This is a genomic window from Paraburkholderia sediminicola (assembly GCF_046026855.1).
Lineage (GTDB): Bacteria > Pseudomonadota > Gammaproteobacteria > Burkholderiales > Burkholderiaceae > Paraburkholderia > Paraburkholderia sediminicola_A.
The window spans coordinates 97853-110815 of record NZ_JAQQET010000022.1; the positions used below are offsets into that span (position 1 = coordinate 97853).

General features: G+C 62.6%; 11 protein-coding genes. 7 read left to right on the forward strand and 4 right to left on the reverse strand.

Translation table 11 applies throughout. The features are described from left to right. The first annotated feature begins 10 nt into the window (after positions 1-10). From treZ to treY, 3 genes are read left to right on the forward strand one after another with little or no spacing between them, the layout of a single operon-like run. On the forward strand, positions 11-1930 hold the full coding sequence (gene treZ, locus PQR40_RS23805) for a malto-oligosyltrehalose trehalohydrolase (RefSeq protein WP_408509974.1): 1920 nt from the start codon (positions 11-13) through the stop codon (positions 1928-1930). Further along, on the forward strand, positions 1927-4131 hold the full coding sequence (gene malQ, locus PQR40_RS23810) for a 4-alpha-glucanotransferase (RefSeq protein WP_408509975.1): 2205 nt from the start codon (positions 1927-1929) through the stop codon (positions 4129-4131). The genes treZ and malQ overlap by 4 nt, the downstream gene beginning before the upstream one ends. Next, the gene (treY, locus tag PQR40_RS23815) at positions 4128-6989 is read left to right on the forward strand and encodes a malto-oligosyltrehalose synthase (protein WP_408391982.1); all 2862 of its coding nucleotides are present in this window, start codon (positions 4128-4130) and stop codon (positions 6987-6989) included. Before malQ ends, treY begins: the two co-directional genes overlap by 4 nt. A gap of 86 nt (positions 6990-7075) precedes the next feature. Here treY and PQR40_RS23820 read toward each other — a convergent pair whose 3' ends face one another. Beyond that, on the reverse strand, positions 7076-7525 hold the full coding sequence (locus PQR40_RS23820) for a nuclear transport factor 2 family protein (protein WP_408208166.1): 450 nt from the start codon (positions 7523-7525) through the stop codon (positions 7076-7078). Between the two features lie 57 nt (positions 7526-7582). Here PQR40_RS23820 and PQR40_RS23825 point away from each other — a divergent pair, with 57 nt between their 5' ends. Then, complete coding sequence (locus PQR40_RS23825) at positions 7583-8317, forward strand: TetR/AcrR family transcriptional regulator (protein ID WP_408231077.1); 735 nt, start codon at positions 7583-7585, stop codon at positions 8315-8317. Between the two features lie 55 nt (positions 8318-8372). Next, on the forward strand, positions 8373-8507 hold the full coding sequence (locus PQR40_RS23830; RefSeq protein ID WP_408231080.1) for a hypothetical protein: 135 nt from the start codon (positions 8373-8375) through the stop codon (positions 8505-8507). A 27-nt stretch (positions 8508-8534) separates the two neighbouring features. On the opposite strand, the gene PQR40_RS23835 is transcribed toward PQR40_RS23830, so the two are convergent. From PQR40_RS23835 to PQR40_RS23845, 3 genes are all read right to left on the reverse strand, one after another. Next, positions 8535-9257, reverse strand: coding sequence for a sulfite exporter TauE/SafE family protein (locus PQR40_RS23835; protein WP_408231083.1), 723 nt, complete (start codon positions 9255-9257; stop codon positions 8535-8537). Positions 9258-9338: 81 nt separating this feature from the next. Beyond that, on the reverse strand, positions 9339-10682 hold the full coding sequence (locus PQR40_RS23840) for a hemolysin family protein (protein ID WP_408231086.1): 1344 nt from the start codon (positions 10680-10682) through the stop codon (positions 9339-9341). A gap of 91 nt (positions 10683-10773) precedes the next feature. After that, positions 10774-11580, reverse strand: coding sequence for a sensor histidine kinase (locus PQR40_RS23845; RefSeq protein WP_408509976.1), 807 nt, complete (start codon positions 11578-11580; stop codon positions 10774-10776). 188 nt (positions 11581-11768) lie between these two features. Here PQR40_RS23845 and PQR40_RS23850 point away from each other — a divergent pair, with 188 nt between their 5' ends. Together PQR40_RS23850 and PQR40_RS23855 are read left to right on the forward strand one after the other, a co-directional pair. Beyond that, positions 11769-12110: an FKBP-type peptidyl-prolyl cis-trans isomerase gene (locus PQR40_RS23850; protein ID WP_408208184.1), complete on the forward strand. Its 342-nt coding sequence runs from the start codon at positions 11769-11771 to the stop codon at positions 12108-12110. Positions 12111-12141: 31 nt separating this feature from the next. Then, positions 12142-12921 carry an AraC family transcriptional regulator gene (locus PQR40_RS23855; protein WP_408509977.1) on the forward strand — a complete coding sequence of 260 codons (780 nt, stop codon included), beginning with the start codon at positions 12142-12144 and terminating at the stop codon, positions 12919-12921. Positions 12922-12963: the final 42 nt, after the last annotated feature.

Here is a 12963-nt window from a genome sequence, read left to right on the forward strand (position 1 = left end):
GTGATGAATCATGTCCGAAAGTCCGATTGACCCTCACGCGCATCATCACGCACATTGCCTGCCGTTCAGCGCGCAGTTGCTGGGCGCTACGGGCGCGAAGCCGCGCACCCGTTTCCGTTTCTGGGCGCCTTCGTGCAAGACGGTACAGGTGGAAATCGAAAACGGGCCGGCCCCAGGCGTGCACGACATGACTGCCGCCGGCAACGGCTGGTTCGAAACGACCGTCGACAGCGGCGCGGGCACGCTGTACCGCTTCCGGCTCGATGGCGAGCATGCGGTGCCCGATCCTGCGTCGCGCTTCCAGCCACAAGACGTGCACGGCCCGAGCGAAGTGATCGACCCGCGCGCGTACCGCTGGGAACATACGAACTGGCATGGCCGCCCGTGGGAAGAGACGGTGCTGTACGAGTTGCACGTCGGCACGATGGGCGGCTATGCGGGTGTGCAGAAACGTTTGCCCGCGCTTGCCGCGCTCGGCGTGACAGCCATCGAATTGATGCCGCTGAACGACTTCCCCGGCAAGCGCAATTGGGGCTACGACGGCGTGCTGCCGTATGCACCCGATTCCACGTACGGCCGCCCCGAAGAACTCAAAGCGCTGATCGACGCCGCGCACGGTCTCGGGCTGATGGTGTTTCTCGACGTGGTCTACAATCATTTCGGCCCGGACGGCAATTACCTGCACGAATACGCCCGCTCGTTTTTCCGCGAAGGCACGCATACGCCTTGGGGCCCCGCGATCGATTTCAACCGCAGTGAAGTGAGCGACTTTTTTATCGACAACGCCGTCTACTGGATCAACGAGTATCGTATCGACGGCCTGCGTTTCGACGCGGTGCACGCCATCGACAATCATGTGTGGCTGCGTGAATTGTCCGACCATATCCGCGCGAAAGTGCAGCACGGGCGGCATGTGCATCTGGTGCTGGAAAACGAGCACAACAGTGCGAGCCTGCTGGACACGCATTTCGACGCGCAGTGGAACGACGACGCGCACAACACCCTGCACGTTCTGCTGACGGGCGAAACGGAAGGCTATTACCACGCGTACGAAGATCAGCCGATCCGTCGTCTTGCCCGTGTGCTGTCGGAAGGTTTCGCGTATCAGGGCGACCCATCGCCGATTCACGACGGCGCGCCGCGTGGCGAATCGAGCCGGCATCTGTCGCCTACCTCGTTTGTGATGTTCTTGCAGAATCACGATCAGATCGGCAATCGCGCATTCGGCGAGCGCCTGCGCAAGCTGACGTCGGACGATGCCTTGCGCGCCGCCACTGGTGTACTGCTGTTGTCACCGCAAATCCCCATGCTGTTCATGGACGAGGAATACGGCTCGACGCAGCCGTTTCTGTTTTTCACCGCCTACAGCGGCGATCTCGCCGACGCCGTGCGCGAAGGACGACGCCGCGAGTTCGCACGCTTTTCGTCGTTCAGCGACGAAAAGCGGCGCGCGCAAATCCCCGATCCGAACGACGTGAAGACCTTTGCGGCATCGTCACCGCCTGAGCCTGTTCAAGGCTCCGCTACGGACGACAACGCGAAAGACCGGCTCGACTGGATGCACTTTTACAAATCCGCGCTCGCCGTGCGGGCGAAGCTGATCACGCCGCGCCTGAAACATGCCAAAGCGCTCGGCTCGACCGTGCTGAGCGCCGAAAACGGCGGCGACGCCGCTGCACTGATCGCCCGCTGGAAACTCGGCGACGGCGAAACCTTGTCGATCGCGTTGAATCTCTCGAAGGAGAGCGTGGCGTTCCCGGATCTGCCTGCCGGCAAGATGATTTTCGAAACGCCGCCACGCGTGCGCGAGCAGATCGACGCCAGGATTTTGCCGTCGTACGCGTTTGCCGCATGGGTGACCGGCGACGTCAGCGACTATGCCATCGGCCACGATGCTCGCATCGCGGGCCAACAGGAGCGCCACGCGTGAGTGCTACCCGCCGTTCAAACGATACGATCCTTACCCTTGCCACTCGCGCCGGCTTTGAAGTCGAGTGGCGGGATGCGCACCATACGACACAGCATGTGCCGGAGAACACGCTCGCCGTGCTGCTCGAACGGATGGGTTTGCCATGCGGTAATGCCACGCAAATCCGTCACAGCGCCGCTGCACTCGAAGCGGAACTGTCCGGCCGCAAACTGCCGCCGCTGATGACAGCGGAGATCGAACGCGGCATCGCGCTGCCTGCCGCAGCGATCAAATCCGGCAGTCATTACCGGATTGAGCTCGAAAGCGGTTCGATTATCGACGGCCGCTTCACGGCGCCCAAAGGCGAAGAAGCATTGCTCGCGCCGATCGACGAGCCCGGCTACCACACGCTGGTCATCAATGAGCAGCGCGTGACATTGGCCGTTGCGCCGTCACACTGCTATACCGTCGCGGATGCATGGCGCACGCTGCACGACGGCGCCAAAGCGCAAACCCCGCCGCTGTGGGGAATTGCCGCACAGTTATACGGCTTGCGCCGCACGGGCGATGGCGGCATCGGCGACTATACGGCCCTCGCGCAAATGGCCATTGAAAGCGCGAAGCGCGGCGCGCATGCGCTCGCTGTCAGTCCGACACATGCGATGTTCAGCGCCGAGCCGAATCGCTTCAGTCCGTATTCGCCGTCGTCGCGCTTGTGGCTGAACGTTACGCATATCGACCCCGCTGCGGTGTTTGGTACAGACGCCGCGCGCGCCGCGCTCGAGGCCACGCAGGCCACCAATGTGTGGTCGAAACTCGAAGACCTGTCACTCATCGACTGGCCGAACGCGGTCGTGCTGAAGCTGAAAGTTCTACGCGCGCTCTACGAGAACTTCTGCACGCAGGAACGCGCGCACGACACGCCGCACGCGCTCGAATTTCATGGCTTCTGCGAACGTGCCGGCCGCGCGCTCGAAGATCACGCGCGTTTCGAAGCATTGCAAGCAGTGCAGTTGGCGCAAGAGGGCGGCAACGGCCACTGCCGCAACTGGCCCGAGGCTTTGCGCGATCCCCGCAGCCCGGAAGTTGAGGCCTTTGCCGAAGCGCATCGGCATGAAGTCGATTTTCATCTGTTTCTGCAATGGCTCGCCGCCAAAGGTTTGTCGCACGCACAGCATGCAGCGAGCGATGCAGGGATGGCCGTCGGCCTGATCGCCGACCTGGCCGTTGGATGCGATAGCGCCGGCAGCCATGCATGGTCGTACCGCGACGACATGCTGCAAGGCGTTTCAGTGGGCGCGCCGCCCGATCTGTTCAACCAGGCCGGACAGGCCTGGGGTCTTACCACCTTCTCGCCACGCGCGATGCGCACGCAGGGCTTCTCCGCATTCATCGACATGCTGCGCGCGGCGTTCGCGCATGCGGGCGGCATCCGCATCGATCACATTCTCGGCTTACGGCGCCTGTGGCTCGTGCCCGAAGGTGAGAGCGCGCGTAATGGCGCCTATTTGCGCTATCCGCTCGAAGATCTGCTGCGGCTGATCGCGCTCGAATCGTGGCGGCACCGCGCGGTCGTGATTGGCGAAGATCTCGGCACCGTGCCGCCAGGCTTTCGCGAGCGGCTCGACGAGCACGGCATTGCCGGCATTCGCGTACTGTGGTTTGAAGGGGCGGAAGGCGGCAAGGGCTTCAAGCCACCGCATGCGTGGGACCGCAATGCTGTCGGCACCACGACCACCCACGATCTGCCGACCGTGGCGGGTTGGTGGCGCGGCAGCGACATCACATGGCGCAACAGGATCGGCCAGACGATGGCGCGCACCGATGGCCGCGACGCGGAGGAAGTCGCGCAGGAAGAACGCGCCGCCGATCGCGCTCTGTTATGGCACGCGTTCCAGCAAGCCGGCGTCGCGGCACCGGACGTGGCCGCGCCACCGCCCGACGAGGCGCCGGTGGATGAAGCGCTCGCCTTCGTCGCCGCAACGCCCGGGCCGCTCGTCACCTTCCCGCTTGAAGATCTGCTCGCATTAGTCGAGCAGCCGAATCTGCCCGGCTCGATCGACGAGCATCCGAACTGGCGCCGCCGTGTCGCCTTGCCGATCGACGAACTGTTCAGGGACGACACCTTCAGCGACCGCCTGCTGGCCGTCGACCGCGCGCGCCGCGGCGCGACCGTTCCTGCTTCTCCGGCTAACGCTTCTTCGGAGCCTGATACGCCATGACCGTCCTGCGCTCCACGCTTCGCCTCCAATTCCATCGAGGCTTTACCTTCGACGATGCCGCGAAGCATGTCGAATACTTCGCCGCGCTCGGCATCAGCCACGTGTACGCGTCGCCCATCACCACCGCCGAGCCGGGCTCGATGCACGGCTACGATACCGTCGACTACACCCACGTCAACGCCGAATGCGGCGGCGAGGCGGGCCTGAAACGCCTCGTCGATAAACTGCGCGCGCACAGCATGGGGCTGATCATCGACGTGGTGCCGAACCATATGGGTGTCGGCGGTTCGAGCAACGCGTGGTGGCTCGATATCCTCGAATGGGGCCGGCACAGCACGTATGCACGCCATTTCGATGTCGACTGGCACTCGCCGGACCCGGCCTTGCGCGGCAAGGTGCTCGCGCCGACACTCGGCGCGCCGTATGGCGACGAACTGGCGGCAGGCCGGATTGCGCTGCATTTTGCGGCCGGCAGTGGGCGCTTTTACATCGGCTACGGGCCGCACATGTTTCCGGTGTGTCCGACCGACTACGCATCGATTCTGCAAAGCGCCGAGCGCGCCGATCTCAGCGCACTGGCCGAACGTTTCCAGGGCCTGACGACACAACCGGCCGATCAACCGCGCGCCGCCGAAGGACGCGAGATACTGCGCGAGTTCGTCGCGCAAAACGGCGCCGCGGCGATAGAGTTGGTGCTGGAAGCCTATTCGCCCGAAGACCCGGTCACGCGCGACCGTTTGCATCGGCTGATCGAGCGGCAGCACTTCCGCCTCGCGTGGTGGCGCACCGCTTCGGACGAAGTGAACTGGCGGCGTTTCTTCGACATCTCGACGCTGGCCGGCATGCGGGTGGAACGGCCCGAAGTGTTCGAGGCCGTGCATGCACTGGTTTTCCGTCTGTATCAGGAAGGCGTGGTGGACGGTTTGCGGATCGACCACGTGGACGGTCTGGCCGAACCACGTGACTACTGTCAGCGTCTGCGACAGCGCCTCACCGAATTGCGCGACACGGCGCCATATGTGGTCGTCGAAAAAATTCTCGGCCGCGACGAGCCGTTGCGCGACGATTGGCCCGTGGACGGCACGACCGGCTACGATTTCATGAACGACGTGGGTGCGCTGCTGCACGATCCGGCCGGCGCCGAGCCACTCGCGCAAACGTGGGCCGACCTCACCGGCCGCAGCCCGCGCTTCGCCGACGAAGCATTAGCCGCGCGACGCAAAATTCTCGCGGAGAATCTCTCGGCCGAACTGGACCGAGCGGCGCGTGCGTTGCATCGCATTGCCCGCGATTCGCTGACGACGCGCGATTTCACTTTCACCGCGCTGCGGCGCGTGCTGACCGAACTGATCGTGCATTTTCCGGTGTATCGGATCTATCCACAGAACGGGCTGCGCGGCACCGCCGATAACGTGTATTTCGAGCAGGCGTTGGCAGGTGCAAAAGAGACGCTTTCGCGCGCCGACTACGTGGTACTCGATCGCGTGAACGCCTGGCTAGGCGGCAGCGCCGAAGAGGTGTCGAATGCACGGGGCAATGCGCCACCGCAGCAACAGGGTTCGAATGGTGCGCCACCGAGCCATGCCGGTTCCTCGCGGCGCACCGCGCAGACGCTGTTTTCGCAATTGACGGCGCCGGTCGCCGCGAAGGCGGTTGAAGATACGGCGTGCTATCGCTATGGACGTTTGCTGTCGCGCAACGAAGTCGGCTCGGATCCGGGCGAGTTTGCTTTGTCGGTCGAGCAGTTTCATGCCGCAAATCTGGAACGGTCGCTGCGCTTTCCTCACGCAATGCTGGCCACGGCGACGCATGACCATAAGCGTGGCGAAGACGTGCGCGCGCGGCTTGCGGTGTTGAGCGAAATCGCGGATGAATGGAGCGCCAGGTTGCGCGCGTGGTCAACATTGAACGCGCCGCACCGGCGTGCGCTCGATGGCACGCCGATCAACAGCGTGAGCAAGGACACAAGCTACGACTGGGCACCGGGTCCCGCCGCCGAGGCGATGCTGTATCAAACCCTGGTAGGCTGCTGGCCTCCGGATTTAAAGCCCGACGACAAAGCGGGTGTCAAGGAACTGGCCGAGCGTGTCGCGCAATGGCAGTTGAAGGCGCTGCGGGAAGCGAAGCTGCAGACCAACTGGCTTGCACCCGACGAAGCATATGAAGCCGCCTGCCGCGATTTCCTGTTCGATATCCTCGCGCCGCAGCGGCGCGATGGCTTCCTGCACGAGTTGTCCGCATTCGTGGCACGGATCGGGCGCGCTGGTGCGCTCAATAGTTTGCAACAGACGGTGTTGCGGCTGGCGTCGCCCGGGATTCCCGATCTTTACCAGGGCACGGAATTGTGGGACTTCAGTCTGGTCGATCCAGACAATCGCCGGCCCGTCGATTTTGCCAAACGTGAGTCGTGGCTGGCACAAACACCGCCATCGGAGTTTTTACCGAACTGGCGCGATGGGCGCGTGAAGCTCGCGGTGGTGCAACGTGTGCTGGCGTTGCGCGCGCATTTACCGGAGTTGCTGAGTCAGAGTACGTATCTGCCGCTTGAGGTGCACGGTGCGTATGCGTCGAATGTGATCGCGTTTGCACGGCGGCATGGGAATGCGTGGGCTGTCGTGGTCGCCAGCCGGCTCGCTGCCGGACTGCTCGGTGAGAATGGCGATTTACCGATGATCGATCCGGCCAGATGGGGCGATACGGCGATTGCGGTGCCTGCCGATCTCACTGACCGCGCGCTATTCGACTGGCTGAGTCCGGCGGCGCCTAAGGTTGATGAAAGCGGCTTTTTATATCTCCGCGATGCGTTGGGCGCGATGCCGATTGCAGTGTTGGTGGAGGACGGCGTGCCACGCAGTTGATCTGCGATTTTTAGATTAGAAGGCCGCAGGCGGTTAAAGCACACGTGCTTTAACCGCCTTTTTATTGGCTCATCCAAGGCGATGGATCACCCCGCTGAGCCGCCTTGCTGCGCGCGTTTGACCGCTTCGGCCATCTGTTCCGCCACCCGCCGTGTGTCCCAATACACCTGCCCTTTGTACATGCGGTCACCACGCAGGTTGAAGCGGTCGACGCCCTGCCAATTGAGCGCCTGTCCGGCCACTGTGGCTGATGCCTGCCATTCGATCATGACGGCGTCGCCAGTGGGCGCCCATTGAAGGACGTCTACTTTCAAGTCAGGGAGCTGGGTCAGGACCTGACGGAAGTGTTCGATCACGCCTTTCCTGTCGGCCGGTTCCGTCATGGGCGGGATGAGGTTTCGAGTGTCCTCATGCATAAGAGGCTCCAGGTTATCGGCGACAGGGTTTTGCCACTCTGCGGCGAAGCGTTGCACGGCTGTCCTGGCATTGGCTAACTGTTCCGCTGTAGGCGGGAGGTATTTTTCTGCTGACGTCATGTGGGTTTGCTCCTGAATGGGTTGCTTACCTACGGTGCTGTTTGCCTACTCATCCGTATGGAAGCCCATGGCAATCAAAACATACAATATGATTTTCACATACACCGTGTATGTATACTACAATCAGAATGTGAAAAATCAAGGGCTAAAAAAACGAACCCGATGCCGACAGCAGGTCCAACCCCCAAATCCCGTCGCGAGGAATACGCGGACGCGACCCGTCAGGCGCTCATCACCGCTGCGGGCGAGCTATTCACCTCGCAGGGCTACCAGCAGGTCGGGATAGAAGCCATCGCGCGCAGCGCACGCGTGACGCGTGGCGCCTTCTATCACCACTTCGCCGACAAAGCTGAACTGTTCGATGCCTTGATCGAATCTCTGCAGGCGAGGGCCGCATCCCAAGTCCAATCCGCAGCCGAGGCCGCTCCGAAAGCCAGGCGGATGAGCGCGGGCATTCGCGAATTTCTGGAGGTCTGCACCGAACCCGCCTATCGGCAACTCGTCATTGAAACCGCGCCCGCCGTGCTCGGCCCGGCGCGGTGCCGCGAGATCGAAGAAGCGCACGTTTACGGTCTGCTTATCGGCGCGCTGACGAACCAGGCCACTGGCAATGAAAAAGCAAAGGCATACCTCGCCGCGCGCATGATCGGCAGCATGGTGTGCGAAGCGGCGCAATTGCTCGATGGCGCAGACGATCCCGCCGCATTGAAAGCCGAAGCGTTGAAGCTCGTTGAGCGCATGGTCGGAGCGCTGACGCCAGATAAAAGCCGGGTAACATCCACCCGCAAATAATCAGACCCGACTGGAGCGCCGATGCAGATCGACTGGCCGAGTATCCGAACCGGGCGTGCCGCGCAATCAGCTGACATCGATCGAAGTGCAAATGGCCGCGCCGCTCGCGCCACGGGCAGAGGCGCTCGCTTTGCGTGGCCGTCTCTTGCGGGTGATCGCCGGGCGGGTGTTTGAGGCGTCGGTCGAGTGACGTTTCATGCCTCTCGCAAAAAAACCCCTATCGCCCTGCTGCCCACAGCAACGAAACGCCCGAAGACAACATCAACCCGTCAACGACAAGCTTGAAAACCGCAGGGCTCATCCGAACCACAATCAGCCGCGCGGAAAAGGAGCCGATCATGAGTGCCGAGCCCGTGATCAAACCGTCGATCACCACATGCAATGGCAATGCGCCGAAATGATTGAAAACCGCGACTTTGGTGCCGTAGACAGCCAGTGAGCCAGCCGCTTCGGTCGCGAGAAAGGCGCCTTTAACAAGGCCATACGACATAAACACGGGCACTGTGATCGGCCCGGTAGAAACGACGATGCCGGTGAGAAAACCCACCACGCCGCCGATCAGCGAAAGCTGCCACAAAGAAAACTTGATCGCTCGCCGCGCCAGCCAGCGCCGGGTCGGCACCATCGCGACAAAAAACAGCCCCAACGCGAGTTCGACCGCATGCGGCGGCAACGCAAGAAGCGTTCGCACGCCCAGCGCGGCGCCCGGAACCGCAGTCACGCAATAAGCGCCGCAAGCCCGCCAGTCGATCTCGCGCCACCACGCAATGATCTTTCCGAAGTTGCCCATGATCGCGGCGATCGCCATGATCGGCACCGCCTGCTGCGGACCAAACAGCATCACGAGAACAGGCATCAGCATCATCGACGAGCCCGTGCCGATCACGCCGCTCAACGTGCCAGCAAGCAAACCGACGCACAGCACCAGCAAATATCCCATGTCGCCCCCCGGTCGTATGGACGACAATTTTACTCGAGCAATGTTTCAATAGACTTGGGACGGGCTCAGCACAGAAGCCCTTCAACCGCCTTCATCGTCGAAGGTCTTCGGATAAACGCGCACGAGCACAATCCGCGGCCCCTTCATCTTCTTGACCACCACGTCGAAGCGATCGAATTCAACACGCTGCCCTTCGGTAGGCAGATCATTGAGGGCCTGGATTACGAGGCCACCGACCGATTCTGCCTTGCCCTCGTCGATGTCGATTCCCAACGCGCGTTCCAGCGACACCACCGGCAAACTGCCCTTGCCCATCAACGTGCCGTCGTCCATACGCGTCCAGTCGGCGTCGCCCTGGCGGAATTCGTCGTGAATCTGCCCAACCAGCGCGCCGAGCAGATTGTCCAGCGTCAGGAAACCGATCGGCTTCGAGTTCTTGTGGCCAACCAGCGCGAAGTGCGGCGCACCCTTGCGAAAGCGGCGAAACAGTTCGAGCGCGGGCATGTCCGGCTTCACATACTGCACGGGCCGCGCATATTTGGAGAGGTCCTCGAGCGTGCTGCCCGCGTGCCGCGCCAGCAACAAGTCCTTCAAGTGGATCATGCCGGCCACGCGCTCACCCGACGCGTCTTCGAACAAGGGATAGCGGCTGAAGCGGTGACGCGCCACGACCTGCATGTTTTCGCGCAACGGCAAATCGCGCCGCAGGCCAACCATTTCATAGGACGGCCGCATCAGATCGGAGACAGTCATGCGCGAAAAATCCAGCGAATGCGCAATCGTGTTCCATTCGTCCTGGCTGTATGCGCCGTCCGGCGAACCGAGCTCAGTCGCGACGTTGGCGCGGCGGCCACGCAAGATCAGCTTGAGTTCGTCGGTCGAGTAATGCGAATCGTGACCATGGTCCGCGTCGAGGCCTGCGAGCTTCAATACCGCGTTGGCGCTCGAGTTGAGCACCCAGATCGCCGGATACATCGCCCAGTAGAAGCCATACAGCGGCGTGGCGGCCCACAGCGAAACCTTCTCCGCCTCGCGAATCGCCAGCGACTTTGGCGCCAGCTCGCCCACCACGATGTGCAGGAACGAAATACACGAGAACGCGAAGAACAGCGAGATGCCGTGAATCAACTTTTCCGATTCCACGCCAAGCAGGCTGAAGACCGGCGTGAGCAGTTCCGCGAACGCCGGCTCGCCGATCCAGCCAAGCCCCAGCGACGCCAGCGTAATACCGAGCTGACAGGCCGACAGATATGCGTCGAGTCGTCCGTGCACCTTAGCCAGTAGACGCCCACGCATGCCATGCCGGGCCGCGAGGCTCTGCACGCGCGTCTGCCGCAGCTTCACCAGACCGAATTCGGCGGCGACAAAAAAACCGTTGAGGGCAACGAGAAGCAATGCACCAATAAGGGCGACAACCTGGATCAAAGCGAAGGGCTCCGGCAACAAAAGTTGTCAGTATAGAGGGTGAAAGCCTGGTGAAAGTTAATCGCGTACAGGAACGCGCGACAGCCACCGCTCACGTTGCTGTCGTGGCACTCAGCGGCACATGCAACGCGAGCGTAGCCGTTTCGCTTTCAGCCGCGTCGCTTTGCTCGAAACTGCCGCCGTGCGCTTCCGCAACGCGCTTGCACAGCGCGAATACCCACGCGATCCGTTTGGCTTCGCGCGGTTCACGCGCCTGTTTGCGGGCAAAGGCTTCGAGCAAATGAGGCACCAAAGGATCCTCCAATGCAGCGGCGCTCTGATTGAAGGTGACGGTGGCGTACCACCTGGTGGCGTCCGCGCGTGTTGCCAGCGTGACTGCGGCGCCCTCCGCGCTCGCTTCGACGGCAAACGTGAGCATCACCCACAGCGCGGCGGCCAGACGCTCACGATCGCCGTTGAGCTGCTCGGTAGCAAGTTGCGACTCGAGCGTGAGCTCGACGCCACGCGCGCGAGCCAGTCCGGAGCGGACTTCTTCAACGGTTTCATCGAGCAGCGGGTGCAGCGGAAACGGCGCATAGGCGAGCGCCAGCGATTTGGTTTCTGCACGCACGGCGTCGACGATCGTTTCCAGCAACTTCACCTGCTGGTCCACGCCGTTGCGAATTCCGGTGACGGCCCGCTGCGAATTGGGGTCGTTCGCATCGAGCTTGCGCTCGAGCACGTAAGCCCAGCTATGGATGGCGTTCAGCGGACCACGCAGGTCGTGCGACACCAGCGACAGCACATGGTCGCGCATGAACAGCGCGGTTTCCGCGCGCAGGTGTGCGGTGCGTTCGGATACGGCGAAGCCGGAAAGAACCGGCTTTGCGCCAGTGGTCCCGGTGGATGACGTTGTCACGATCGAGCCCTCTCAGGCGGTGCATGAAATGTTAAAAGAAACCCCATTATAGGCATGCCGCCCGGCGCAACCAGCCTGGCCGGACAGCCAACATGGACGCAAACCGCATGCCACGCGGCAATCCTGGGCGACACGACGCCAACACGCCTACAATGTCGGTTTTTACAATTTGACCTAAGGAGCAACACATGTCGACTGTGACTACCGAATCCGGCCTGAAATACGAAGACATCGTTGAAGGCAACGGCGCCGAAGCGGTTGCCGGCAAGACCGTCAGCGTGCACTACACGGGCTGGCTGACCGACGGCCAGAAGTTTGACTCGAGCAAGGACCGCAACGACCCGTTCGCGTTCGTGCTGGGCGGCGGCATGGTCATCAAGGGCTGGGACGAAGGCGTGCAAGGCATGAAGGTCGGCGGCACGCGCAAGCTGACGATTCCGCCGCAACTCGGCTACGGCGTGCGTGGCGCAGGCGGCGTGATTCCGCCGAATGCAACGCTCGTGTTCGAAGTCGAACTGCTCGACGTCTAAGTTTTCGCTGTTTTGTAATCGGGCTTCGCCAATGGGTCACGCCGCCGTCACCGCACCTGGCGTTTCGCTGCGCCGTTACGGCGCGGTCGAAGCGTCGGACGTGCACGACTTTCACCAGGTCGTGCTCGGACTGGACGGCGCGATGGTGATGGCGGTAGACGGCGTCGCGCATCAGATCGACGCCCGCTCCGCCTGGCTCATCCCGGCCGGGGCGCGGCACGACTACGCGGGCATTGGCGAGAACCGGCAATTGGTGCTGGATCTGCCGGCCGCCTCGCTGGCCGTGCCGGAACGTCTATTCGACCGCGCGCGGGCAGTGACGGTGGATCCCTCGCTCACGCAACTTGTGCATCGAATTGCGGCGCGCGCCACGGGCGGCGCTCAAGCGGGCGATCTGGACACCCGGCGTTTTCAATGGGATGCAGCCGCACGATTAGGCGCGGCGTTGGTGGCCGATACCGGCACAGTGGCCGGCGCGCAGGCGTATGGCGCCGGCCTCGACTTCGCACGCATCGACTGCTGGCTGCGCGCGCATCTGTCGGAGCCACTGCGTATCGCCGACCTTGCCACGCACTGCGGCTTCGGCATGCGGCGCTTTCATCAGCTTTTTATCGACGCTTTCGGCGAAACACCTCATCGCTATTTGCAGCGACTGCGGCTCGATACGTCGCTTGGCTTGCTGTCCGATCCACGCCTGTCGCTCAGCGATATCGCGTTGGAAATCGGCTTTGGAGATCAGAGCGCCTACACGCACGCTTTCACGCGGCGTTTCGGGCTAGCGCCCGGTCAATGGCGCGCGTTGCGCCATTGAGTTTGTGCAATCCGCGAGCCACCTGAGAAGGCAGCCCGCGTT